Below are 26640 nucleotides of genomic sequence, written 5' to 3' on the forward strand. Positions count from 1 at the left end.
GCGCGATTTTACACTAAAGTGAGTCAGTTTACTGATCAAGTCGTGCAATTTCTTGTTTTATTTTGCTGATTTTTTTATAAAAAGGCTTGTTCTTTCTAAGCGCACTCGACAAGGCAGACAACGCACTTTTAGCATCAGCGAGTGATGCATAACTGCCAATAGTAACCACCCACCACACTTTATTATTTCGCTTAGTTTGGTAAACCTTAGCACGCTGGCTTAAATTATGTTCAATAATAAACTCACGGGTGATTTTTTCCTGTGTAACGGCTAGCAGCTGCACAGTTGTATTATTATCTGGCTGAGCTAAATACCAAGCGTTATCGGATACGTTATTTGAGATTTTAGGCTGCGGGCTTTCTTTATCGTCACTTTCAATTGGCTCAATAGCCTCAGGAGTGTTTAAGCTTTGTGGTAACGCCGCGCTTTGCTCACTTTGAGCGCTTTGATGAGCCTGACGCGTTAAACTTTGCATTATCGCCGGCACATCGTTTTTATGGGGCGCTACATTACCTTGTGATTTATCGCTGACCGGCTCTAAAGGCAAATCCGCTTTTGATATATCAGAATTGTCATTACTGACTTCTTTATCCGCGCTTGGGATAGCGACAATTTTAGCAGCAGGAATAGCGGTAGCTATGTCCTGGCTTTGTTGATTTTGATAGTACGTTTGCCACCACTGGGTCATGTCATTTTTATACAGCAACCCAATGATAAGTAGCATAATTATAATTAACAACGAGATTAAGTGTACTCGCCACGACACTTTATCTTTTTTTACAATATCAGCCACATGCTCGGTTGGTTGCCATGCTAATAATAAGCTGGGGTTGCCATTCGCTTCATTTAAAAATGCGCTAAATACGGGGTCTTCATCGTACGGTAAATTAGGAAAATACCAGCTCATTAGCTGTTTAGATTCATGTGCAGATAAAGGCTCTAAGTAAATTTCAACGGCATTATTAATAGCTAGCTTTGATTGCGAAGCTAGCATGATATAAAGCGTTATAGGGCTATTTTTGGCAAGTAACTCTAACTCCTGTAATAGCTCTTCAGATAGATGCCTTGCATTATCGAGCACCCACAAACAAGCCTCACACGGCTGCTGCTGCAACAATTGGTAAAAGTTTTCACTTAACGATAAATCGTGATCAATCAGCGGAGAGTTAAAGCTTTGCTCTAATATATCACTCATAAGTGATACATCATTTACACTGGCACTTACTTGTACAAATGCTTTATTAAAACTGTTGTATTTGTCGGTGATGAAGGTTTCGAGCATATAACTTTTGCCTAGGCCAGAGGTGCCTAGTAATACAATTAAGTTTTGCCCGTATTCAAATTGCAGAGCGATTCTATCCACCAACGCCGCACGGCTTGGTAAAATTTGCGCCTGCATTATTGCTCGATTAACGCTCTAACTTGGTCGTCTGATACGTCATCTACCAATGCGCATTGACCAAATTGAGTAGGTAAAATAAAGCGGATAGTGCCTTTTTTATTTTTTTTGTCTTTACGCATATGCATTAAAAACTGCTCAGCAGTCATTTCACTTGGGATCTCAGTCGGTAAATTATAAAGCTTGAGTAGCGTTACAATTCTATCTACCTCAGTTTGCGATAAGTCACCGCGTGTATGCGCTAATTTAGCAGCAAGTACCATTCCGGTAGCAACAGCCTCGCCATGTAGCCATACACCGTATCCCATTTGCGCTTCAATTGCATGCGCAAAGGTATGCCCTAAGTTGAGTAATGCACGAAGGCCATTTTCTTTTTCATCTTGCGCCACGATAAGCGCTTTAATTTCACAACATCTATAAATAATATGCTGCAAACTTGCTTCATCTAGTTGCTGTAGCTTTTCTACATTTTGCTCAATAAAAGCAAATAGCTCGGTATCGTAAATTAAACCATACTTAATAACTTCGGCCATACCCGCTGCAAATTCGCGCGCCGGTAAAGTGTGAAGTGAATTAGTATCAATAAAAACCGCTTGCGGCTGATAAAACGCCCCAATCATGTTTTTACCCAGTGGGTGATTTACCGCTGTTTTGCCCCCTACAGAGGAGTCAACTTGTGATAGTACCGTGGTCGGAATTTGAATAAACGGTACACCGCGCTGATAACATGCAGCAACGAAACCTGTTAAATCGCCAATAACGCCGCCACCTAGTGCAATTAAGCATGTGTCTCGGCCGCAATTATTTTGCAATAAAAAAGCAGATATTTTCTCAAACCATTCAAGCGACTTGTATTGCTCACCATCGGGAATGACAAAAGAAAGAGGATCTAGATCAGCTAACGAATCAAGCAGTCCTTGTAAATATAAAGGCGCAACTGTGTCGTTAGTGATAATGATAGGCCGACAATCACCAATGTGGTGAACAAGGCGGCCATTATCTTGAAGTGCAGATTGACCAATAAAAATAGGATAACTTCGCTCGTCCAAATTAACAGTTAATTCAAGCATGCTTTGTTATTTCCTTTATTATTGGTTTTTAAAAATCTAATTTCTCGATGATTTGGTTAGCAACAACTTTAGCGCTTTGCTCATCGGTGCGTACAACAAAATCGGCAACTTCTTTGTATAGTGGCTCGCGTTCTTCTGCTAAGCGCTCTAGTACATTACGAGGTGCTTCTTCAGTTTGCAGTAATGGGCGACGCTTGTCGCGTTGCGTGCGTGCAACTTGCTTTTCTATAGGTGTCTCTAGGTATACAACGATACCACGAGCCGAAAGCTTGTTTCGAACTTCTTTACTCATTACTGAACCACCACCGGTTGCAAGTACAATACCTTGCATTTCGGTTAAGTCGCCAATAACAGATTCTTCACGAAGTCTAAAGCCTTCTTCACCCTCAAGATCAAACACCCAGGCAATATCTGCACCGGTACGGCGTTCGATTTCTTGATCAGAATCGACAAATTCAAGGTGTAATTGGTCAGCGATGTGACGACCAATCGTGCTTTTGCCAGCCCCCATGGGGCCAACTAGAAATATATTACGTTTCTCAGCCATATCTTTTAGTACAAACGAACTCTAAAATTTGAAATAAAACCCCGCCTAACGACCTGGCCCCAAAATTAAGGAGGGGATTATCTCAGTAATTGGCCGGGTATTTCAAGTCTATTACAATAAAAAGCCATATAACGAGCAATTATTATCAATAAACACTCGTTGACGAACATAAAACCACTAAATTTTAGTCTATTTGTATTTTCGGTGTCACGAAAATAAGTAATTCACGTTTCTCATTAAACTCGCTGGTGCTCTTAAATAAGCGTCCAACATATGGAATATCACCAAGTACAGGTACTTTATTTGTAGTATTAATTATTTGCTGCTGAAAAATACCACCCAGCACAACGGTTTGGCCGTTATCAACCAGCACTTGTGTTTCAATTTGTTGAGTGTCTATCGAAACCGCTTCACCTGTTCCGGTTTGAACCGTTTCGCCACGAGTATCTTGTGTAATAACTAAGTCTAAAATAACTTTGTTATCAGGCGTTATATGCGGTGTAACCTCAAGGCTCAATACCGCTTTTTTAAAGCTTACAGTAGTAGCGCCACTTGAGGCCGATTCGGTATAGGGGATTTCAGTACCTTGCTCAATACGTGCTTTTTGCTGATTAGCTGCAGTAATGCGCGGGCTCGCAATAATCTCACCTTTATTTTCTTCTTCTAAAGCACTTAGCTCTAAATCAATTAAAGTGCCATTAGCCAACTTAGCTATGTGTAAACCAATACTTGCCGCAGGGTTAGTAATAGGTAGGTTTACATTAAGACGGTCTGATAAATCAGGAATAGTGCCATTTGAGATAGACTCAGCTCCTTCAAGCGAGCCAGATATACCATCACTATCTTGTTGATCACTAAATCCCCAACGCACGCCTAAATCTTCTGTGACGTTATCGCGCACTGTTACCATACGTGATTCAATAACAACCTGTTGCACTGGGATATCGAGTGTTTCAATCATACGGCGAATGCTCTCAATGCTCTTCGCTGTATCTTTAATAAGTAATGTATTGGTACGCTGGTCAACCGATACACTGCCTCGGGCAGAAATGATGCTGTTAGTGTCGGTTTTCAGTAAATCCGCAAAATCTTCAGCCTTAGCGTAGTTTAAACGAATATACTCACTGTAAAGCGGCTCTAAATCCTCGACCTTTTGTTTTGCTAGTAAATCTTTAGCTTCACGTGCAGCGAGCTCTTCAGCTGGCGCAACCATCAATATAGAGCCATCCATGCGCTTATCAAGGCCTTTAATACGCAGTACAACATCTAAAGCCTGATCCCATGGAACGCCATCTAAACGAAGTGTAATATTGCCAGTTACTGAGTCACTCGTTACTAAGTTAAACTCGTTATAACCCGCTATGATTTGCAGTACAGCTCTAACCGAAATATCTTGGAAGTTTAAGGTCATTGGACGACCTTGATATTCCTTGCCGCCATCTAAATAGGCATTTTGCGTTTCATCTTTTTCAATGGTTAACGTTAAAATGTTATCTATTTGCTGGTAGGTAAAGGTAAAAGCAGCATTAGGCTCAATAACTACACGGCTTAAGCTATCTTCTTTAAAGGTCTCAATGGTACTTACTACAGTACCAAAATCTAGCACATCTAATTCATACAGTAAGTCGTCTAAAATATCTGTGTGATGAAACTCTGCAATTATTTTTCCACCACTTTCATGTACTTCTATTGCAGCTTGCGTGTCTTGTAAAAATACTAAAACTTTTGCTTCACCTTTTTCACCACGGCGAAAATCAATAGATTGAATCCGATTAATATAAGCGCTTGAGGCATTATTACCATTGCTGCTTTCATCAGAAGCTTGTTCAGTAAGCGGGTTATCAGATACGCGCAACGACACTAAGTTGTTATTAACTTGTGTTTCGTATATTTTTAAACGCTCTAAATTTACCGTAACTTTTAAGCCTTGCTCTGTCAGTACGCTGCTCACACTGTTAATACCTGCGTGATCGACCGGCACATTTTCAAGACCCTGTTCTAGTTCTGCACCATCAAATAACATTTCTATGCGTGCTGGTGTGTTGTGTACTTGAATTTTAGGTTGTTGTGTTAGCTCTTCGTCAAATACAAGTTGTAACTCTGTCTCGCCTTTTAGCAAGGGGTTATAACGTACATCATAAAGTAATGGCGCTGCACTGGCTGTTTTTACAACAAAAAGAGCCAATATGACAAATAACACCATTTGAAAACGATGATGCCAAAGTACATCCTTATACATGTGGGTTTTACCTTTTTTATTATTAATTTGCGCCATTATTTGCCGCCTCTAACATTTCCAATTTAGTCAGCCGCTCTTTCCAACAACCCGACCCATCAGGGATTAATTCAACTAGTTCTACATAATCACTACTTACAGACTTAACTTTACCGTCATACGTGCCTAAGTAATTATTTACCGTTATCCTATGCAACGTTTCATCCGCTGCGGTGATCAGTGCCCACATTTGACCGCTAGAGCCTAATGTACCTTTCATTGATAGGTTATCGAGCGGATACTTTTCTAGTGGCTCTCTCACTCTATCAGGGTCAGGGTGTAAACAATTTTTAATTTGCGTTAGTTTATTTTGAATAATTTCAGGCTGTGGAGCCACAAAAGGACTACGCAGCTGCGATGCATTATATTCAAAATGTTCAAACTGCGTTAATTCAGGTATTCCCTCAACTTTAGGCGTGGTGCTGGCCTTAACTTGGTCAATAAATTCTTTTTGCTCAGACGTATCGTCGTTACAACCTGCCAACAATAAAACAGACAATGATAATAAAGGGACTAGTCTCACTTTTTAACCCCTTCTTCATAACGATACGTTTTTGCTACCACACTGAATGTTAGTTGCTTTTCACCAGATGATACAATCGAAAAGTCATGTAAACTTACAATTCGTGGTAATTGGGCTACTTTTCCTACAAATTCACCAAACTCATGGTAAGTACCTATTACTTCAATTTTTATAGGCAGCTCGGTATAAAACTCTTTTTCGATTTCAGGTAACCAGCCAATTTTCAAAAATGTTAAACCGCTAGTAGTACCTACATAAGATAAATCGTCTAAAAGGCCAGGGGTTTCATTTGAGGTAGGTAATCGCTTTAGTAGTTGTGAAAACTTATCTTCCATCTCAACCATTTGCTGGCGATATATATCAAGCTTACTGGCTACAGCATATTTAGTTCTGTAGGTAGTACGCAGCTCGACTTCTTTTGCTACCGCGCTGTGATAGCTGTCTATTTCATCAGATACCAATAAGCTGTAACTAAAAAACAACACTAAACCGGCGACAAATAAGCAACAAATTGCTTTTACTGCAACCGGCCATTCACCAATGTTGTCGAGCTCAATTTCATTCCAATCTATTTCATTTAAGGCTTTTAAATCAAGGTTCATCACTTACCTCACCAATTTTATCAAATGGCTTTACATAAAACTCCATATTAAAATCACTGAGTAACCGTGATGTTTGATCGCCTGCCACAATGCCCTGCATGATTGGCCTTTCTAATAGATAAGAGCCTTGTACCTGACGTAGCATAGTAGATAAACGATTGTTTGATTCACTGCGCCCTAACACATGTATTTGTGTACCACGCCGCTCAAGCTTAGTTAAATACACGCCTTGAGGAACAATTTTAGCTACTTCATCCATAATTTGAGTACCTAAATTACGGCTGCTTTGTAGCTCTTCAATCAACCGCATTCGTTGTTGTAAATTCTCTTTTCGCTTATCGAGATCTCTAATCTCACTAATTTTTTTATCAAGAGTACTGATTTCTGAGCTTAAATAATTATTTTTTAAGTTCTGCCCATCTTTTAAACCCGCGTAAAAAGAGCTAAGTAAGTACATACTTGCAAAACTACCTAGTACTACTGCTATTAATATAGTTATAAATTTCTTTTTTGATTCTTCTCGTTGTAGCTCTCGCCACGGCAGTAGATTTATATGTGGCATGATGAAAAGCTCCTCAATGCCAAACCAGTAGCAATTGCAAACTGCGTTCTATTTCTTTGCATTACATTTCTGTCTACTTTTGGCGAAATTTCCATATTAGCGAACGGTTCAGCCACCACAGCATGAATACCGAGCTCTTCAATTAACAACCTATCTAAACCGTCTATCATTGATGTACCGCCGGTTAGCACTATATAATCTACTTGATCTTTACCTGTGGTTGTTAAAAACATTTGTACCGCACGGCGCACCTGTTGCAATAGTGATGTCTGAAACGGTGCCAGCACTTCAAAAGTATAATTAGCAGGTAAATCACCCGTTGTTTTGCCTATTTCGGCCTCATCAAAACTTTTATTATAATAAGATACAATACTATTAGTATATTGGTCGCCACCAAATACTTGGTCGCGGGTATAAATTGTTTCACCCGCTTGAACGACACTCACCAGCATTAAAACAGCGCCAATATCTACCACGGCAACACACTTATTAAAGGCATCACTTGGCAGTTGCTGATAATACACCTCCATCGCTCTACTTAACGCATAGCTTTCAACATCAACCACTTTAGCGGTTAAGTTTGCCGCCTCCAGCGCGCCCACACGGGCTTCAACACTTTCTGTACGCGCAGCAGATAACAACACATTCATTTTACTCGGGTCGGCTTCGTTGGTAGAGAGCTTTTCAAAATCTAAACTCACTTCATCAAGGGGGTAAGGTATTAAGCTGTCAGCTTCTATTTCAATTTGCGACTCTAATTCAGCGTCACTTAATGAAACATCCATAAAAATAACTTTAGTGATAACGGTTTGTCCTGATACAGCCACTGCCGCTGATTTTAACGATTTTGGTAGTTTTCTTTTTAATTTTGTAATTATGTTACCAATTGCTTCGATATCCTGAATAGAGCGCTCGCTCATTGCACCTTTTGGCATAGGTTCAATTGCAAGTGCTTCTAGTCGAAATCCCGTTTCAATTTCACTTAAAAGCACTGCTTTGATAGAGTGCGATCCGATATCAATTCCGACCATCGCAGGTGATGGCTTTTGAAATAGTTGACTTAGCATGTTTGCAACTTGACCTTTGTTTTAATAATAAACAAGTTATAATTTTTATAGTAAAAAATATTATTCATTTTTTAATCAATATATACTAGCAGTCTAAACTCGCAATTGGGAGTCCATTTAGGGAAATATAAGTGATTTTATTAAAAAGAACATTACAATTTTTTATCATTTGCACGTTAATTGGTCTGATCACTTTAATCAGCCTTTATTATTACGTTAAACCTGATATCCCCAGTGTGCAAGTTTTAAAAGACGTGCAATTACAAACCCCTATGCAAGTCTTTACCAAAGATGGACTCTTAATTAATCAATTTGGTGAAAAACGCCGCATCCCCGTTACTATAGACGAAATACCTCAACCTTTAATTAATGCCTTCTTAGCCACAGAAGATAACCGTTTTTATGACCATATTGGTATAGACCCTATTGGTATTGTCCGCTCTGCTATTGTGTTAATTTCAACAGGTGAGAAAAAGCAAGGCGCGAGTACCATTACTATGCAGCTTGCTCGTAACTTCTTTTTAACACGAGAAAAAGCGTATATTCGTAAAGTTAAAGAGATTTTTATAGCTCTACATATTGAAAGTGTATTAACAAAAGACGAAATTCTTGAGCTGTATCTTAATAAAATAGAACTAGGTAATCGTGCATTTGGTATTGGTGCTGCTGCTCAAGTTTACTATGGCAAAGAGCTAAAAGACCTCACTCTTGCACAAATGGCAATGATTGCCGGTTTACCTAAAGCCCCTTCGGCGCTTAACCCAATTCGTAACCCAATTAGAGCTAAAGCACGTCGTAATGTAGTGCTTGGTCGCTTACTTACTGAAAACTATATTACGCAACAGCAATACAACGATGCGGCTAACCAGCCTATCACTGCTTATTTTCACGGTGCTGAGATAGACCTTTACGCCCCTTATATCTCTGAGATGGTTCGTGCTGAGATGGTTGAGCGCTACGGTGTAGAAAAAGCATATAACTCTGGCTTTAAAATATTTACCTCTGTGGAGTCTAAAGTTCAAAAGGCTGCGCAAACAGCTTTAGTTAATAATTTACATAACTATGATATGCGTCATGGCTTTCGTGGGCCTGTAGACGTGTTGTGGGATCCAGAAACACAGCCTGCCTTAAGTGAGCAGCAAATTATAGAAAAGCTAAAACCTGTTAAAGAAATAGCTGATTTGCATGCTGGCGTGGTGTTAAATGTGGCAGAGAAAACCGCTGACGTTATTTTAAAAAATGGCCAGCGCACCACACTTGATTGGGATAATTTAAAATGGGCGCGCAAATACATTACTCGCTACCGCCAAAGTTTTGCCCCTAAAGCCGCTACTGACATTCTTACCCCTGGCATGCAAATATGGCTGCGTAAAAATGACGACGACAGTTACCTACTAAGCCAAATACCAGAAGCTGCCAGTGCACTTGTTTCACTCGACCCACAAGATGGTCGCATTAAAGCTATAGTAGGCGGTTACAGTTTTGAGCAAAGCCAATACAACCGAGCGGTACAAGCTAAACGCCAAGTTGGCTCTAATATTAAACCCTTTATTTATTCTGCTGCGCTCGAAAATGGCTATACATTGGCCTCTATTTTAAACGACGCGCCAATAAACCAGTGGGATAAAAGTTTAGGTGTAGCGTGGCGACCAAAAAACAGCCCAGCCGTTTATAATGGCCCTATACGTATTCGCCGTGCACTTGCACAATCTAAAAACGTTATTTCTGTGCGCTTACTTCGCGGTGTAGGGTTACAACGCACCGCCGATCACTTGCTTAAGTTTGGTTTTAAAGATGCTGATATCAACCGCAGTGAATCGTTAGCATTAGGGAGTGCATCAATCACGCCATTAGAGCTTGCTCGCGGCATGAGCGCATTTGCTAATGGCGGTCACTTAATTGAACCTTACTTTATATCTGAAATTCAAGATGCCTATGGCAATGTACTATTTAAAGCAAACCCGGCTCTTGCTTGCGATGAAGACGAGTTATTACCCGCCTCTCAAGCAATGGATAGCTTTGCCAACAACAACCTAGATACCGACATAACAGATGATACAGCCACGCAACCACGTTGTGCACCACGTGTTATTTCAAAGCAAAATGCTTTTTTAATTGCTGAAGCAATGCACAGCGCAGTATGGGGTGGCGGTAGCTGGACCCATAAAACAGGCTGGAGCGGGACAGGTTGGCGTGCGCAAGCATTAGATAGACGCGATCTATCGGGTAAAACAGGCACAACCAATGACTCTGTTGATACTTGGTTTAGCGGCTTTAACCGCAATGTAGTAACGTCTGTATGGGTTGGTTTTGACAACCCAGGTAACTCGTTAGGGCGCTCCACCTATAATAACAACCTAGATAGCAGCCAAATCTCTGGCGCTGAATCGGGCGCCAAAACGGCACAACCTGCTTGGGTTGATTTTATGAAAGTGGCGCTTGAGGGCACACCAGAGGCGCCAATAGAGCCTCCTGAAGGGCTAGTTTCAATTCGTATCGATTTAAAAACAGGTTTGTTAAGTCATAAAAACGACTACACCAGTCGCTTTGAATATTTTGAAAAAGGCACTGCGCCTACAAAATATGTGCTGTCTCAGCCAACTGATATTTTTGAAGAAGATACAAAAACAGAAGAAGAGTTATTCTAAAAACAAAAACGGCAGCTTACACAAGCTGCCGTTTTACTATTAATATTTGCTGCGCTATTTTAAGTTTTTAACTAACCAATATAAATCAGAGTGCACGCCCGCGGCGGTCACTTCTTTGCCCGCCCCTGGGCCTTGTATTACTAAGGCGTTTTCGTTGTACCACTGGCTATTAATAACAAAGATATTATCGCCAGGTGTTAAGTTAGCTAAGGCGTCCCCTTTAGGCGCGTAAGTAATACCTACCTTCGCCGATACTTTACCCTGCTCTAATGCCAATAAACCGGTATACCTAAGTATAGCATCTTGAGCATTTGCCGCATCGGCATGGTGTTTAATAAAGGCATTTAGCTTATCTTTATTCGCTAAAAAGTCACCCCATGAACCTTGCGCTAACTCATCAGGCATTAATGCTTGTAAGCTTATATCATCTAAATCTAATTCAATGCCAAGCTCGCGCGCAAGTATCAGCAATTTACGTTGCATATCCCGGCCCGATAAATCCTCGCGAGGATCAGGCTCTGTAAAGCCCATTTTTTGCGCTTCAAGAACAAGGTCAGAAAATGCCACACTGCCATCGTACTTACTGCATAGCCACGAGAGTGTGCCCGAGAAAACGCCTTCAATACGGGTAATTTTATCGCCACTATTTTGTAAATCGGCCAACGCAAAGTTAATTGGCAATCCTGCCCCAACACTGGTGTTGTAGCGCCAATGCAAATTACGCTCGCTAATACTTTGGCGCAGCGCGTTATACCAACTAGATGCAGCAGTGCCCGCGTACTTGTTAGCACTTATTAAATGGCAGTCTCGCTCTACAAAGTCGGTGTATAATTGGCTAAATTGCTCGCTTGCCGTTATATCAACAACAACTTTGTGCTCGTAATCAAGTTCGTTTAATGCACTTAATAAATCCGCCTGCTCATAAGCAACGGCATTATGCTGCCATTGTTTTTTCCACTGTCCGAGTTTAATACCCGAGGCATTAAATAGCATATGTTGCGAGCGAATTAAGCCAACTAGCTTAATACTATAATCGTCCGACAAACGTTTAAATTGAGCATCTAGCTGACTTAAAAATTCATCGCCTACATTACCTAAGCCAGCCACAACCAGGGCAACTTCTTGGCCTTTATTAATTAATTTTTCGTGCAATAAACTAAGTACATCGCTTTCTATTAACTGATCAGTTAACAGCAATGTATAGTCTGTATCTTGATGAATAAAACGAGGGTGAATACTTTGCTGATTTAAAACCTCAGCCGCTAATGTACTTAGCGTATAAACATCTTGCGTAGGCGCAACCACCGCGCAGCCATTTAAATTAGACTCGCTGATATTTGCTCGCCCAGCAAAATAACTCACTACTTGATGCGTTGCACCCGCGGGCACAACTAAGTATGTATCGCCGTTGTGTATAAAATGATGAAGGCTGTGCTGAATAAGCTGGCTAACATGCGCCACTTCTCCCGCGTTAAGGCCTTCAACGAGCAGTAAATCAACGTTTTGTAATGTAGTAATAAAACGTTTTTGCTTAGCTTTGCCTTGTTTTACAATATCGGTAGGAGCAGTTTGCACATCAAAACTACTACGTACAGCCAGTTTAATATTACTGTTTTTTAAAGGCGAAAGCGTTTTAGCATGTAACACAGGGTTACCCAATCGAGCTAATAAGTTAGCTTGTTCACGGCACACTTTGTTGTACTTAATCGCCTTTTCAACTTTACGTGGGTCGGCACTAAAGACCCCTGGCGTATCAGTCCAAATACATACATTTTGTGCGTCGCAATAATTGGCCAATAAGGTGGCGCTGTAATCACTGCCATTGCGCCCAAGCGTAACTGTTTTACCATCAGCACTTGCTGCGATAAACCCTGTTACTACGTTAATTTTATTTGCATCAATAACTTGGCTGCATTGCTGTTTGTTTTGCGCATGCAAAAGCTCCCCGCTTGTTACACTAAACAGCGCTCTAGCATCATGAGCACACGCTTGAATGTTTAATTGCGTTAAATAGGCTGCTAATAATCGCGCAGACCACAGCTCACCATGCGCCAGTAAGGCCGCCTCTTGTAACTGCTGCTTGCTGGCTTGCTCCGCTACATCACTTAGCTCTTGCGCTAGCACAGCTAAAGCAGTGTGTTTAGCATCGGCTTTTAATAACTCTTCAATTAATGCTGTTTGGTGATTACTCAATTGCAGCAAAATATCAGCAACGGCTTGCTTATCTTGTTGTTGATAACTTTGCCACAGCGAAACCAATGTATCGGTGGTTTTACCCGCAGCAGATACAACCACGCAATCGCCAGGCTGTGTGTGGCCAATAATTATTTTTGCCACACTTTGATAACGCTCGCCCGAGCTTAAGCTCGAGCCGCCAAATTTATGTACACTTTTTACCATACTCAATCACCACAAAGCTGGATGAGCAGCCTGCTGCTTTACATCACCATTGGCATTGCCTGCAGCTTTACCAACACGCCCTACATTTTTATTTTGACCAGGTTTAACTAAGTTAAATACACGTTCAAAATCAGCCAGTAGGTCTTCTATATCTTCAATACCGACCGAAATACGAATTAGCGTATCGCCCACACCCGCCTCTAAACGTGCTTGAGCTTCCATACCTGCGTGAGTCATGGTCGCAGGATGACAAATTAAACTCTCAACTCCACCTAACGATTCTGCTAAGCTAAATTCTTTAAGGCTTGTTAAAAACGCCGCAGCATCATTCACATCGCCTTTAATATCAAAACTAACCATACCACCAAACCCAAGCTGTTGGGCTTTAGCAAGCGTATGTTGAGGATGCGATTCAAGGCCTGGGTAGTAAACTTGGCTAACATACTCAGAGCTTTCTAGGTATTTAGCAATTGCCAGGGCATTTTCTTGGTGCTGTTTTAAACGCACATTTAAAGTACGTAAACCACGTAACGTTAAATAGCTATCAAATGGTGCGCCGGTAATACCAATGTTATTGGCCCACCAAGCAAGCTCATCACCAAGCTCTTGTGTTGCAGCAACAACTGCACCGCCTACAACATCAGAATGGCCGTTTATATATTTAGTGGTTGAGTGCACAACAATATCTACGCCAAACTTAATTGGGTTTTGTAATGCCGGTGATAAAAAGGTGTTATCGGCGGCCACTAATGCACCGCACTGTTTTGCTATATCCGTCACGGCTTTAATATCCGTTAGGCGCAGCACAGGGTTGCTTGGTGTTTCTATCCAGATTAATTTAGGTTTAATGGTTAAAATTTGTTCTAAGCTTTCTGGTTTAGTTAAATCAAGCACTTTAAGTTTAAGCAAGCCGCGCTTTTCTAACGACGTAAATAAACGGTAGCTGCCGCCATAACAATCGTGAGGAATAACCAATGTATCATCGTTATTTAATAACTGTGTGGCTAAGTGCACTGCTGCCATGCCCGTAGCAGTAATAATTCCGCGTGCGCCACCTTCAAGCTCTGCTAGAGTGTCAGCTAAAATATCGCGATTAGGATTACCACTGCGTCCATAGTCGTATGCGCGCTTAGTATCAAAATCGGCAAACGAATAAGTCGTCGATAAATAAATTGGCGGTACAACGGCGCCATGATGTTTATCGGCATCAACCCCATTTCGTACAGCAATGGTTGCTTTGTTTTTTTCGCTCATATTCGTCACCTGATTGATTTGGATGTTTAGACGTCTAAAAGAGTAAGTTATCCATTATAATAAGTCAAAGCTTTTAAAGCTCTAGATGGCTAAAAATAACAGACGTGTAAAACTTCAATGAGGCTGTATTTACTATTACAGCCAGCTTATTAAGATAGATTGCTATCTATTATTTGACTATCTTTTTTAAAACGATAGAATTTCACGCATATTTACACGCTTTTTACGCCGTGTGAGAAATTAATAATCTGAGGCAACGATACATCTTATGGCTAAATGGAATGGTGAGTATATTCACCCATACGCAGAACACGGGAAAAAATCAGAGCAAGTTAAAAAGATCACCGTTTCGATCCCGCTAAATGTATTAAAAGTATTAACTGATGAGCGTACACGTCGTCAAATAAACAACTTGCGTCATGCAACAAATAGCGAGTTACTATGCGAAGCGTTTTTGCATGCCTTTACAGGCCAGCCATTACCTAATGATGATGACCTACGTAAAGATAACGCAGAAAAAGTACCTGAAGAAGTTAAAAAAATAATGCAAGAAATGGGTTTAGAAGTGCCTATTTTAGACGAAGAATAAAACGTCTTTTTAAACAAAAAAACCTCAGCATGCTGAGGTTTTTTTGTTTAAGCGCTATAGATTACGCCATATAATTTTCCGGTAAGTCAATTTGTGCCACGCCCGATTCAACAGCAGCAATAGCAACCGCCTTGGCTATACGTGGTAATAAACGCGGGTCCATAGGTTTAGGAATAATGTAGTCTGCACCAAATTCGAGCTTTTCTACACCCGCTGCTTTTAATACTTGCTCAGGCACTGGCTCTTTAGCAATACTACGAATAGCTTCAACAGCGGCTATTTTCATTTCATCGTTAATGGCGCTTGCACGTACATCAAGTGCACCACGGAAAATAAACGGGAAACATAAAACATTATTAACTTGGTTAGGGAAATCAGAACGCCCCGTTGCCATAATTAAGTCTTTACGTGCACTGTGCGCAAGCTCAGGTGCAATTTCAGGATCTGGGTTTGAACATGCAAACACCACTGGCTTATCAGCCATTAGTTTTAGATCTTCAGGTGCAAGTAAGTTAGGACCCGATACACCTACAAACACATCAGCATCAGCAATTACATCTTGTAGAGTACGCTTATCTGTATTGTTAGCAAAAAGCTGTTTGTATTCGTTTAAGTCATCGCGGCGAGTATGAATAACCCCTTTGCGGTCTAGCATATAAATATGTTCGCGCAGTGCACCACACTTAATTAACAGCTCCATACAAGCAACCGCTGCAGCGCCTGCACCTAAACATACAATAATGGCATCTTCTATTGATTTGCCCTGCACTTCTAAGGCGTTAAGCATACCTGCCGCAGTTACAATAGCGGTACCGTGTTGGTCATCATGAAAAACCGGAATACTGCAACGCTCAATAAGTGCTTTTTCAATTTCAAAACACTCTGGCGCTTTAATATCTTCTAAGTTAATACCACCAAACGTGTCGGCAATATTAGCCACTGTATTTATAAAGTCTTCGGTGGTGCGATGCTTAACTTCAATATCAATAGAATCTAGGCCAGCAAAACGTTTAAATAAAAGCGCCTTACCTTCCATAACAGGTTTAGAGGCTAATGGCCCTAAATTACCCAAACCTAAAATTGCCGTACCATTACTGATCACCGCAACCATATTACCTTTACCGGTATATTTATATGCATTGGCTGGGTCTGCTGCAATTTCGCGCACAGGCTCTGCAACACCAGGGCTGTATGCTAATGCTAAATCTTGCACCGTTTCGGCTGGTTTTGTTAGCTCAATGCTGATTTTGCCTGGAACGGGGTGAGAGTGGTAGTGTAATGCTTGTTCACGAAAATCTGACATAACGCGATGGTATCCTGCAATTTAAGTTAAGTGAGAGGGAGTATGGGGCTAAGATACTCTTATTATTTTTAAATTCCAAGCAATATCAGGTCTATCCTGTTATATGCTATATCCGTTAATTTTAAGTGATTTATCAGCAACTTCGCTAAAAGTTATCAATATTAAACAAATAAAAATTCATTCAAATAGTGCTTTTTGAGGTTCATTTTGCCCTGCCAATATTTTTGTAAAATAGCAGAATATTAAAATAGTAAAATGCACCAATATGGCGCGTTTATCACCGTTAAAAACAAATATCGCCACGATAAGCACTTTTAGCAGCTTGGTTAAAAATTAACGTATAAAAAATATAGAGAAGAATTGTGAGTTTGTCTGCAAAGGTTTATGCATATTCAGAATAAGAACAGGAAATAGTTATGCATACGTAGTACGGCAACAATCGGTGATTTTTTAGTAAAAATGATGAATTTTAGGCACAAAAAAAGCACCCGAAGGTGCTTTTTTTTTCTAAACAGCAATAATTACTTCTTGCTGCTAAGTGCACCGAAGCGCTTGTTGAAGCGATCAACACGGCCGCCAGTGTCTAAAATCTTTTGCTTACCAGTGTAAAACGGGTGACACGCAGAACATACGTCTAGGTGAATGTCTTTACAAAGAGTAGAACGAGTTTCGAATTTGTTTCCGCATGAACATGTTGCAGAAATTGCTTCGTACTTAGGGTGAATACCTTCTTTCATAGGAACCTCTAGTTAAGGCCGCATCGCTCTCCAAACCCGAAGTCTGGCACCATACGTCGTTAAAACAAATTTATAGGCCGCGGATTTTATCCAACTAGCTTGCCCCGCACAAGCTTTAATTACGCTTTTTGCCAAAAAAGTAACCAACCAGCGCTACCGCATCCATTTGTATGTAGGTTTTTAGCCTTATTTTTAGTACATTAAGCTATTACCCTTTATCACATGAGTTGTTATGCGTTTTGTTGAAGTTGCTATTAAAGTTCCGTTACCACGCACCTTTGATTATAAAATAGATGAACAACTCATCTCGCCCTCGGCGCCTATTATGCCAGGGATGCGTGTTTTAGTGCCTTTTGGCAATCAAAAGAAAGTAGCGGTTGTTCTTGCTCTTAAAACGCATACCGACGTGCCAGAGAACAAAATTAAAGCGGTTACTGAGGTTATTGACCAAACTCCTATTTTATCATCACAGCATTTAGAACTGCTTAGCTTTACTGCACGCTATTATTGCTACCCGCTCGGCGAAACCATACACATTGCGCTGCCAGGTGCGCTTCGCCAAGGTGAAAACCCAGATAAAACTAGCATTAACATGGTTAGCCTTACCGAAAAAGGCGCAAAGGTTCCATCATTAAAAGCAAAAACTCAGTTAAATTTACTAAAGCAACTCGCGCAATCGGGTAAGTCGTCGGTAACCGAGCTAAAAGCGCTCGGCTTTAGTAAAAAAACAATAGATGCCTTAATAGATAAAGAGCTTATAACCCAAAGCATCGAGCATGATAATCAATGGCAAAGCGTTGCCCCCACAGTTGGCACTAAGCCAGTACTTAATAAAGAGCAAGCCGTAGCGTGCACTACAATAAATCAAAGTGTTGGCTTTAAAAGCTTTTTATTAGAAGGTGTGACAGGCAGTGGTAAAACCGAAGTGTATTTACAATGCCTGGAAGAAGTCCTTAAACGTGGCGAGCAAGCCTTAGTATTGGTGCCTGAAATAGGCTTAACGCCACAAACTGTTAACCGATTTCGTCGTCGCTTTCCCGATACGCCAATTATGCTATGGCACTCTGCCCTAACCGATAACGAACGCTTGCAAACATGGCGTTTTTGCGAAAAAGGCAGCTGCGCAATTGTAATAGGTACCCGTTCGAGTATTTTTCTACCTTTTTTAAAGTTAGGAATGATAGTGGTTGATGAAGAGCATGACTCTTCATTTAAACAGCAGGATACCTTACGCTACCACGCACGCGATTTAGCCGCTTATCGGGCATTTCAGCACAAAATACCGCTTATTTTAGGCAGTGCCACCCCTGCGCTCGAAACACTGCACAAAGCTATAAACAACAAATACCAACTTTTAAGCCTTACAGAGCGCGCACAAACTGCGACCGATAATCAGTTTATGTTGCTTGATATGAAAGGCCAGCCCGACCAAGCGGGTATTGCACACGCAAGCCTTGCCACTATGCGCCAACATTTAAACCGTGGTAAGCAAGTTATGGTGTTTTTAAATCGTCGTGGCTTTTCTCCTACGCTAATTTGTCACGAATGCGGTTGGCTGAGTGAGTGCAATCGCTGCAGCACCAGCGCAACCTTTCATAAAGCCATTGGCCAAATGATTTGCCACCACTGTGGTGAGCAACACCCAGTACCTCACCAGTGTCCTGATTGCGGTAGCACACAAATTTTTCCTAACGGTAAAGGCACCGAACAAATTGAAGAATTTTTATCGAGTGAATTCCCCGATACACCCGTAACCCGCATCGACCGCGATTCAACCCGCCGTAAAGGGAGCTTAGAAAAAGCCTTAGAGGAGATAAACCAAGGCGGGGCGCGTATTTTAGTGGGCACACAAATGTTGGCTAAAGGTCATCATTTTGCCGATGTTAGCTTAGTGCTTATATTAGATGTAGATAGCGGCTTGTACTCGTGCGATTTTAGAGCCACAGAGCATTTAGCCCAGCTGGTAACTCAAGTTGCTGGGCGCGCGGGTCGCTCTGGTGAGCCAGGCCAAGTATTACTGCAAACCCACTTTCCTGAACACCCTTTATTGCAAGACTTAGTAAATAATGGCTACCAAGATTTTGCCCGTTTTGCTTTATGTGAGCGTGATGATGCCGACCTTCCACCCATTACCAATATGGCTATAGTTAGAGCACAAGGGCACAGTATTAAGCTCGTTGTCGATTTTTTGACGGATTTGGTTCCTGTTAACGGTGTATCTGGTATACAATTGCTCGGTCCAATTCCTGCCCCACTAGAAAGAGTGGCGGGTATGTACCGGTTTCAATTGCATATTCAAGCGCAAGACCGCAAAGTATTGCATCAGTATCTTGCGCAAATGGTCGACTATTTAAGCACCAGCAAACTTGCACAAAAAGTGCGCTGGAGCCTTGATGTTGACCCTATAGACATGATTTAGGTTAAAGCCAAATGGCACAGCACGATTATATTAATAAAAAACCAGCGGGTAGAAAAAACACCAAGCAAGCCCCTGCTAAAAAACCATTTCCTATACTTTTAGTTGTTATTACTGTTTTGCTTGTAGGCGGCTTTGCTTACGGCTTATGGTTTATTAAAAATAACGCCGACCCTGAGCTTGTTGAGCAGCAGGCGCACCCTAAAACAGCTGAAAAAGTAGAAATAGCTAAACCTCGCGCCCCTAAGTTCATTGAAGAAATTAAAGAGCACGAGATCCAAGTTGAAGTAAGAGAAATTGAGCAAAAAGGCCCCTATGTTATGCAGTGTGGGTCGTTTAGAACACACGCACAAGCCGAAACCCTCAAAGCTAAAATTGCCTTTGCGGGCTTAATTTCTGAAATTAAAAAGACCACAGGTACTAATGGTGTTTGGTATAAAGTGCGTTTAGGCCCTTATAAAACAAAGCGCCAAGCTGAAAGCGACAAAAACAAACTCAAGCGAGTGCATGTTGTTAGCTGCGGAATTTGGGGCTGGACTTGAAATTAGTCCATTCACCCATATAACCTCATCATAATCGTTTTTTACAAGCTGCCCCCGCAGCTTGATGATGAGGAATAACATGACCACTATCGTAAGTGTACGCCGCGACAATAAAGTAGTAATTGGTGGCGACGGCCAAGTTTCACTTGGTAATACCGTAATGAAGGGCAACGCCCGTAAAGTTCGACGCCTTTATAATGGCAAAGTAATTGCTGGTTTTGCCGGCGGTACTGCTGATGCCTTTACCCTTTTCGAACGCTTTGAAAGCAAACTAGAAATGCACCAAGGTAACCTCACTAAAGCCGCTGTAGAAATGGCCAAAGACTGGCGTAGCGACAGAGCTTTACGCAAGCTTGAGGCACTCCTTGCGGTTGCAGATGAAACTGCTTCACTAATTATCACCGGTAATGGTGATGTAGTGCAGCCAGAAAACGATTTAATTGCCATTGGTAGCGGTGGTAACTTTGCTCAATCAGCAGCCACTGCCCTATTAGAAAACACCGATTTAAGCGCTCGCGATATCGTAGAAAAAAGCCTGACCATTGCTGGCAACATCTGTGTATTTACCAACAACTTCCAAACAATCGAAGAATTATAATAGGACCCATTATGTCTGCTATGACCCCAAGAGAAATTGTACACGAGTTAGATCAGCATATTATTGGTCAAGCTAATGCTAAAAAAGCCGTGGCTATTGCCCTGCGTAATCGCTGGCGCCGTATGCAACTAAACGATGACTTACGCAGCGAAGTAACCCCTAAAAACATTTTAATGATTGGCCCAACCGGTGTCGGTAAAACTGAAATTGCCCGCCGTTTAGCTAAACTCGCTAATGCGCCTTTTATTAAAGTAGAGGCGACTAAATTTACTGAAGTGGGTTATGTTGGTAAAGAAGTAGAGACTATCATTCGCGATTTAGTTGATGTGTCAATTAAAATGACCCGCGAGCAACAAACTAAAAAGTTTAAACACCGCGCAGAAGAAGCAGCAGAAGAGCGTATTTTAGATGCACTTTTACCACCGGCTAAAGATCAATACGGTGAAACACAGCGCGATGACAACTCATCTACTCGTCAAACATTCCGTAAAAAATTACGCGAAGGTCAGCTTGATGATAAAGAAATAGAAATAGATTTAGCACAAGCACAGCCAAACGTAGAGATTATGGCGCCTCCTGGTATGGAAGATATGACCAACCAGTTGCAAAGCATGTTCCAAAACATGGGTGGCGACAAACGTACTAAGCGTAAGTTAAAAATTAAAGAAGCCTTTAAGTTATTAACCGAAGAAGAAGCCGCTAAATTAGTTAACCCTGAAGAGCTAAAAGAGCAGGCTATTTTTGCAGTAGAGCAAAACGGCATTGTGTTTATTGATGAAATAGACAAAATTTGTAAGCGTGGCGATTCGTCAGGCCCAGATGTTAGCCGTGAAGGTGTACAACGCGACCTACTTCCACTAATTGAAGGCTCAACCGTTAATACTAAGCACGGTATGGTGAAAACCGACCACATGCTATTTATTGCATCAGGTGCGTTCCAAATGGCTAAACCATCAGACATGATCCCTGAGCTACAAGGTCGTTTACCTATTCGTGTAGAGCTTGAAGCACTAAGTGCTAATGACTTTAAACGAATTCTTACTGAGCCGCATGCTTCACTTACTGAGCAGCAACGTGAATTGCTTAAAACTGAGCAAGTAAATGTTGAGTTTAACGATGATGCAATAGAGCGCATTGCTAAAGCCGCTTGGCAAGTAAACGAGAAAACCGAAAACATTGGTGCTCGTCGCTTACATACAGTAATGGAAAAGCTAATGGAAGAAATTTCATACGATGCATCTGAACAAGCAGGCTCTACCCTTACTATTGATGCCGCTTATGTAGAAAAACATTTAGGCGCATTAGTTGAAGATGAAGATTTAAGCCGCTTTATTTTATAAGGTAGGCAAAAATACTATACTAAAAGCCTCCATATTGGGGGCTTTTTAATGGGACATATAAAATGAAACACGTAACAAAAGTGCATTATCATAGCGTGAGTAAAAACCTAGATGTTTACTTTGATGATGACAGTATGACTGTATTTAGCTGCGAGTTTTTACGCGTTCACTCTCCCTCGGCCGAAGTGCAAGGGCATGGTGCAGAGCCAATGAAGTTGGTACTTAATAAACAACATGTTGGTATAAAAAAGATTGTACCGGTGGGGCATTACGCACTTAGATTAGACTTTGATGATGGTCATAACAGCGGGCTATTTAGCTGGAGCTACTTTGAAACACTACAAGCGCAGCACGAAACCTTGTGGGATAAATACCAAGCGCGTCTTGCCGAGCACGAACAAAACAAAGACAGCGTACCAATAAAGTTTGTTCCCTAAACCTTATTGGCTTTTTAAACGCTACACTGTATTACACTTTAAACTTATCAATAGCCGCAAATAATACGCGCGCTTGTTCAGAGACTTCTTCACTGGTTTGCGCATTATTAACTGCATGCTCAGAGGCATCTTGGGCAATGTCTCTAATGCGTACTACATTTTTGTTCACCTCTGATGCCACCTGACTTTGCTCATCAATAGCAACGGCAATTTGAGTGCTCATTTCCATTATGGTTTGCACATCTTCGGTAATAGCGCCGAGTAAATCACCCGCTTTAATAGCTTGTGAAGCACTTTCATCACCTTGCGAGCGACATTGATGCATAATACTTACTACCTCTTGCGTGCGTTGCTGAAGCGTATTAATAATGCCTTCAATTTCACTGGTAGACTCTTGTGTACGTTGCGCAAGCGAGCGTACTTCATCCGCCACAACAGCAAAGCCTCGCCCTTGCTCACCAGCACGAGCGGCTTCTATCGCGGCATTCAATGCAAGTAAATTGGTTTGCTCTGCAATGCCTCTGATTACATCGAGCACAGAACCTATGGTTTCACCGTCTTTTTCAAGTTGCGATACCACACTTGATGCGTTACCTAACGACGAAGATAAATCGCGTATGTGCTTAACCGTAGAGTCTACTTCATTACGCCCTTGCTGCGCGCTTAGATTGGTTGACTCTGCTTTTTTAGCAGCAGCTTCGGTATTATGAGAAATATCTTGAATCGTTGCCTGCATTTGCGTAGCCGCAGTGGCAACCATATCCGCTTCGTGTAACTGCTCTTGCATGCCTGAACTTGTTGCAGAGGTACTTTCAGATAAGTGCTCTGTTGCCACATTTAACGTATTAAGCGCGGTATTCACTTCGTTTATGAGGTTTTTAAAATCGCCTATTAAACTATTAAAGTCCGAGGTCATAATGGTAACTTCATCATTACCTGTTTGCTCTATCATTACGCTTAAGTCGTTATTACGGCGTATGTCGTTTATGGTGTGATATACCCGCTCAATAGGCACAATAATCGAGTGGCTAGTAAAGTACACCAGCGCCAACACTATAATCCCCGAAATAACAAATACAACGATGGCAATAAACTGCGCTTGGTCAACGCTTTTCTCAACTTCCAGCTTGGTTGACTCAACAATTTGACCAACAACCTGATCGCTTTTTTCTACGTTAATACGCATAACGCCTAGTGCACCAGAGTCTAAATCTAGCCCTAACTGCGTTTGTGCCTTTACAAGATTTTGAAAAGCACTTTGATACGTATCTATTAAAGGGCTTATTTGCGACTTATAACTACTTTGCAAATCAGCTTGGGTAATTTTTTGTTTAAACGTACTAATAAGTTCGTTAAAGCGAGTTAAGTATTTTGCATCAAAGCGCAGCATAAAATCTTTCTCAGCGCGTCGCAGCTGTAGCATTGCCGATAAAAGCTCAAAGTTATCTTGCTCTTTTAATAGCACCTCAACTTCGTGCACTGCAGTTCTGAGCTTGCCATACAACCCATCTTTAGGGTTTAAACCTATCTGCTGCTGTAACCTAACAACCTCTGAAAAATTGTTGTTGTAGTTAGTAATAAGCGTATGAAAATGCTCAATTTGCGCTGTGGTAATGCCCTGCTGTTGCATTACCTCCTGCAGCTTTTTGATTTTAGTGCTTAGCTGTTTAAAATCCTTATCAAATGATGTAAGTGCTTCCTGCTGCTTGTAAAAAAGAAAGTTTTTTTCATGCTTTCTAAGCTCTAGTGCATGTACGTTGAGCTCTTCTGCAAGCTGAATTGTTTTATTCAGATTGAGTGTTACGCGCGACTCATAAATTATCACACACAACAAAATGACCATTGCCAGACCGACTACCACTGCATTAAGTTGCAAACGCCTTTTAATGGTTAAGTTTTGTAAAAAATTCATTGAAAACACCTATATTTAATATGCACTAATAGTGTAGTACGTTCTGGCGCTTTATATTGAACTTTTTATTAACTTTTTATACATATAACTCATGCTTTCAGATTAACACTCCCCCATAAATCTTTATGCAATGAGTGAGTGTCATGCCACTGTTTATTAAGTAGCCACTTAACCAAAGGGGCCGGATCACTGGGAAAATTAATTTGTTTGTTTTGCGGGGCACTATTCCAATCATCCAGCGCTTGCGGGTTTAAATAATTCATTACATGGGCCATTTTCATCGCCCGCAATGTTTGTGCATTTGCATCTTGTTCAAACTGACCATCGAGAGGTTTAAGTAATAATTTTTTCCCAAGCTTTAAGGCCTCACTTGCCAGCTCAAAGCCTGCATTACCAATTACGCCACTGGTATTTGCTAAGTCGTTTAAAAACCCCGCTCGTGAAGGAGTGCGCAAATGAATATGCCCGAGGGATTTATCCTGCGCGTGCGGGTGGTAACAGTAAAACTCTTTTTCTGGGAAGTCCTTTAGATAATCAATAATGTTGTCGAGGTTCTCAAAGGGCAAATACACCAGCACTTTATTCATAACGGCGACAGGATTGCCATGGTCATGGTTTGCAATAAAGGGCGGTATAATATTATCTGCAAAGGGCTGCCAATGTACGCCTAAATAGGTGCTTGCTGGCGCGTAGTGCTTAATGAGAGATTTTCTAAATAAACCACGGCCAAACATAGGCACGCTATTAGATAAAAAAGCCGCCTGGTGACTAATACCGACTACAGGCACGCCTGCGCGCTTTGCTGCCCAAGCTGAAATAGGCTCAAAGTCATTTAAGACAAAATCGTACTTTTTTACATTAAATGATTTTATATCGTTAACTAACTTACACACTCGGGCATTTTTTAATGTTTGATAGCTTTTTACTTGGCCGTTTTTAGTGCTAAACGATAAACCCCGAAACGTTTTGTAATCAGCAAAGTCCTGCATATCAAAGTAGTCTTTTTCAGGGCGCCCTGAAAAAACGTAATCTACATCTATACCTAACTCTTTAAAACAACTTGCCATAACACGGGCGCGCGTAATGTGGCCATTACCTGTGCCTTGTATGCCGTATAATATCTTCATACAGGCACCACCAAAGCCAGCGCAAATAGACCACATGAACTGCCAATAACAGCGCCAATTATGATATCTGCCGGAAAATGTACGCCTAATACTACGCGAGAAACCGCCACCCCCGATGCCCAACTAAACCAAAGCCACGCATACTCTGCAAAAAAGTGACCCAATATTACCGCAACTAAAAATGCTGCTGCACTGTGTCCCGAAGGCAAACTAAATTTGTCACTAGGCACAATATACGCATTACTGACTAAGCAATCACAGGGGCGGATTCGGCCAAAGCTACGTTTTGCTAAAAAATAAATAGGCCTTTCAATTGCAAACCCCAGTAACACCGATATTGGCAATAACTGATGCTGCTCATTGGTACTTAGCCACCAAACAGCGCCACACATAAGTAAATATAAACCACCATTACCACTTTTAGATAAACCAAGCGCAGCCGTCTTCAGCCATTTGGGTGAATTATAATTAAACAGAGTTAAAAAGAGTTGTTCATCCATTTGAGCCATTTTTTTAAGCACGTTATTGTCGTTCATTATTTACCCTTAGCTGCACAATATCTAACCATAGTTAAAGCTTAGTGGCAGAAAATAACAATTGAGTGACGCTTTTAAGACACTATTGTTGCCATTTCTAATTTCGGCATTTTTTGAATAAATTTACTGCTATTAAGTCGTTGTTATTGCATATAAGGAGGGTATACTGAGGGTAACTTATGTACCCTTTGAGGATAAAATAATGGATTACAGCACTTCTGACTTATGTGACTTTTTTGCCGATGTGGTTGACGTGCTTGAACCGATGTTCATCAACTTTGGTGGTCGACACACGTTTGGCGGCCGAATTAAAACGGTTAAATGTTTTGAAAATAATGAACTGATCCGTGAAATACTCTCACAAGACGGTACTGATCAAGTACTACTTATCGATGGTGGTGGCTCAACACGACGCGCCCTTATCGACATTGAACTTGCAGAGCTTGCGCTTGATAACAACTGGAACGGCATTATTGTATTTGGTGCTGTGCGTCATGTAGATGAGTTAGAAGAAATTGATTTAGGTATTCAAGCGATTGCATCAATTCCTGTGGCCGCCGACAGCGAAGGCGCTGGTGAAGATGGCATTGGCGTTAACTTTGCTGGTGTGTCGTTTTTTGATGACGATTTTATCTATGCAGATAGTACTGGCATTGTATTATCAGCAGAAGAACTTGAACTAGAAGTTATCGAAGAATAAAGTAACAAGCAGTGCTCAACAGAGCACTGCTTACGCCATCAGAATAATTTTTGCTG

23 protein-coding genes are annotated in these 26640 nt (G+C 41.2%); 8 read left to right on the forward strand and 15 right to left on the reverse strand.

Annotation, left to right across the window (positions count from 1 at the left end):
* Positions 1-28: 28 nt before the first annotated feature.
* The 8 genes from MTN96_RS09395 to MTN96_RS09430 form a co-directional block, all read right to left on the reverse strand.
* The gene (locus MTN96_RS09395; protein ID WP_248531351.1) at positions 29-1399 is read right to left on the reverse strand and encodes an AAA family ATPase; all 1371 of its coding nucleotides are present in this window, start codon (positions 1397-1399) and stop codon (positions 29-31) included.
* Complete coding sequence (gene aroB / locus MTN96_RS09400) at positions 1399-2469, reverse strand: 3-dehydroquinate synthase (protein WP_024032528.1); 1071 nt, start codon at positions 2467-2469, stop codon at positions 1399-1401. The genes MTN96_RS09395 and aroB overlap by 1 nt, the downstream gene beginning before the upstream one ends.
* Positions 2470-2497: 28 nt before the next feature.
* Entirely contained in the window at positions 2498-3016 is a 519-nt protein-coding gene (gene aroK, locus MTN96_RS09405) for a shikimate kinase AroK (protein ID WP_004589350.1), read from the reverse strand.
* 184 nt (positions 3017-3200) lie between these two features.
* On the reverse strand, positions 3201-5291 hold the full coding sequence (locus MTN96_RS09410; protein ID WP_096041064.1) for a type IV pilus secretin PilQ: 2091 nt from the start codon (positions 5289-5291) through the stop codon (positions 3201-3203).
* Positions 5278-5814: a pilus assembly protein PilP gene (locus tag MTN96_RS09415; protein ID WP_096041063.1), complete on the reverse strand. Its 537-nt coding sequence runs from the start codon at positions 5812-5814 to the stop codon at positions 5278-5280. Before MTN96_RS09415 ends, MTN96_RS09410 begins: the two co-directional genes overlap by 14 nt.
* Positions 5811-6416, reverse strand: coding sequence for a type 4a pilus biogenesis protein PilO (locus MTN96_RS09420; RefSeq protein ID WP_096041062.1), 606 nt, complete (start codon positions 6414-6416; stop codon positions 5811-5813). Before MTN96_RS09420 ends, MTN96_RS09415 begins: the two co-directional genes overlap by 4 nt.
* Positions 6406-6978, reverse strand: a complete 573-nt coding sequence (locus MTN96_RS09425) for a PilN domain-containing protein (protein ID WP_096041061.1) — start codon at positions 6976-6978, stop codon at positions 6406-6408. The genes MTN96_RS09420 and MTN96_RS09425 overlap by 11 nt, the downstream gene beginning before the upstream one ends.
* Complete coding sequence (locus MTN96_RS09430; protein ID WP_096041060.1) at positions 6966-8045, reverse strand: pilus assembly protein PilM; 1080 nt, start codon at positions 8043-8045, stop codon at positions 6966-6968. Before MTN96_RS09430 ends, MTN96_RS09425 begins: the two co-directional genes overlap by 13 nt.
* Positions 8046-8176: 131 nt before the next feature.
* On the opposite strand from MTN96_RS09430, the gene MTN96_RS09435 reads away from it, so the two are divergent.
* The gene (locus MTN96_RS09435) at positions 8177-10693 is read left to right on the forward strand and encodes a PBP1A family penicillin-binding protein (RefSeq protein WP_248531357.1); all 2517 of its coding nucleotides are present in this window, start codon (positions 8177-8179) and stop codon (positions 10691-10693) included.
* A 54-nt stretch (positions 10694-10747) separates the two neighbouring features.
* Here the strand turns inward: MTN96_RS09435 and metL are convergent, their stop codons facing one another.
* The gene (metL, locus tag MTN96_RS09440; RefSeq protein ID WP_248531363.1) at positions 10748-13093 is read right to left on the reverse strand and encodes a bifunctional aspartate kinase/homoserine dehydrogenase II; all 2346 of its coding nucleotides are present in this window, start codon (positions 13091-13093) and stop codon (positions 10748-10750) included.
* Between the two features lie 6 nt (positions 13094-13099).
* Positions 13100-14347 (reverse strand): cystathionine gamma-synthase, encoded by a 1248-nt coding sequence (metB, locus tag MTN96_RS09445; protein WP_096041057.1) that lies wholly within the window; start codon positions 14345-14347, stop codon positions 13100-13102.
* A gap of 268 nt (positions 14348-14615) precedes the next feature.
* On the opposite strand from metB, the gene metJ reads away from it, so the two are divergent.
* Positions 14616-14936, forward strand: coding sequence for a met regulon transcriptional regulator MetJ (gene metJ, locus MTN96_RS09450; RefSeq protein ID WP_004589341.1), 321 nt, complete (start codon positions 14616-14618; stop codon positions 14934-14936).
* A gap of 61 nt (positions 14937-14997) precedes the next feature.
* Here the strand turns inward: metJ and MTN96_RS09455 are convergent, their stop codons facing one another.
* A complete protein-coding gene (locus MTN96_RS09455) occupies positions 14998-16239 on the reverse strand; it encodes a malic enzyme-like NAD(P)-binding protein (protein WP_029771819.1) in 1242 nt (413 codons plus the stop codon).
* A gap of 521 nt (positions 16240-16760) precedes the next feature.
* Positions 16761-16976 carry a 50S ribosomal protein L31 gene (rpmE, locus tag MTN96_RS09460; RefSeq protein WP_004589339.1) on the reverse strand — a complete coding sequence of 72 codons (216 nt, stop codon included), beginning with the start codon at positions 16974-16976 and terminating at the stop codon, positions 16761-16763.
* 232 nt (positions 16977-17208) lie between these two features.
* Here rpmE and priA point away from each other — a divergent pair, with 232 nt between their 5' ends.
* From priA to MTN96_RS09485, 5 genes are all read left to right on the forward strand, one after another.
* Entirely contained in the window at positions 17209-19395 is a 2187-nt protein-coding gene (gene priA / locus MTN96_RS09465) for a primosomal protein N' (protein WP_248531365.1), read from the forward strand.
* A gap of 11 nt (positions 19396-19406) precedes the next feature.
* Positions 19407-19934, forward strand: coding sequence for an SPOR domain-containing protein (locus MTN96_RS09470; RefSeq protein WP_004589337.1), 528 nt, complete (start codon positions 19407-19409; stop codon positions 19932-19934).
* Positions 19935-20013: 79 nt separating this feature from the next.
* Positions 20014-20532 (forward strand): ATP-dependent protease subunit HslV, encoded by a 519-nt coding sequence (hslV, locus tag MTN96_RS09475; protein WP_004589336.1) that lies wholly within the window; start codon positions 20014-20016, stop codon positions 20530-20532.
* 11 nt (positions 20533-20543) lie between these two features.
* Positions 20544-21872 (forward strand): HslU--HslV peptidase ATPase subunit, encoded by a 1329-nt coding sequence (gene hslU / locus MTN96_RS09480; RefSeq protein ID WP_004589335.1) that lies wholly within the window; start codon positions 20544-20546, stop codon positions 21870-21872.
* Between the two features lie 62 nt (positions 21873-21934).
* On the forward strand, positions 21935-22309 hold the full coding sequence (locus MTN96_RS09485; RefSeq protein ID WP_055254643.1) for a gamma-butyrobetaine hydroxylase-like domain-containing protein: 375 nt from the start codon (positions 21935-21937) through the stop codon (positions 22307-22309).
* 31 nt (positions 22310-22340) lie between these two features.
* Here MTN96_RS09485 and MTN96_RS09490 read toward each other — a convergent pair whose 3' ends face one another.
* The 3 genes from MTN96_RS09490 to MTN96_RS09500 all read right to left on the reverse strand — a co-directional run bounded on the left by MTN96_RS09490 (position 22341) and on the right by MTN96_RS09500 (position 25884).
* A complete protein-coding gene (locus MTN96_RS09490; RefSeq protein ID WP_004589333.1) occupies positions 22341-24221 on the reverse strand; it encodes a methyl-accepting chemotaxis protein in 1881 nt (626 codons plus the stop codon).
* A gap of 89 nt (positions 24222-24310) precedes the next feature.
* Positions 24311-25348 (reverse strand): MJ1255/VC2487 family glycosyltransferase, encoded by a 1038-nt coding sequence (locus MTN96_RS09495; protein WP_024031313.1) that lies wholly within the window; start codon positions 25346-25348, stop codon positions 24311-24313.
* On the reverse strand, positions 25345-25884 hold the full coding sequence (locus tag MTN96_RS09500) for a phosphatase PAP2 family protein (protein ID WP_248531367.1): 540 nt from the start codon (positions 25882-25884) through the stop codon (positions 25345-25347). Before MTN96_RS09500 ends, MTN96_RS09495 begins: the two co-directional genes overlap by 4 nt.
* A gap of 202 nt (positions 25885-26086) precedes the next feature.
* On the opposite strand from MTN96_RS09500, the gene rraA reads away from it, so the two are divergent.
* Complete coding sequence (gene rraA, locus MTN96_RS09505; RefSeq protein ID WP_004589330.1) at positions 26087-26584, forward strand: ribonuclease E activity regulator RraA; 498 nt, start codon at positions 26087-26089, stop codon at positions 26582-26584.
* The last annotated feature ends 56 nt before the right edge of the window (positions 26585-26640 follow it).

The sequence above is a fragment of the Pseudoalteromonas sp. 2CM28B genome (assembly GCF_023161935.1).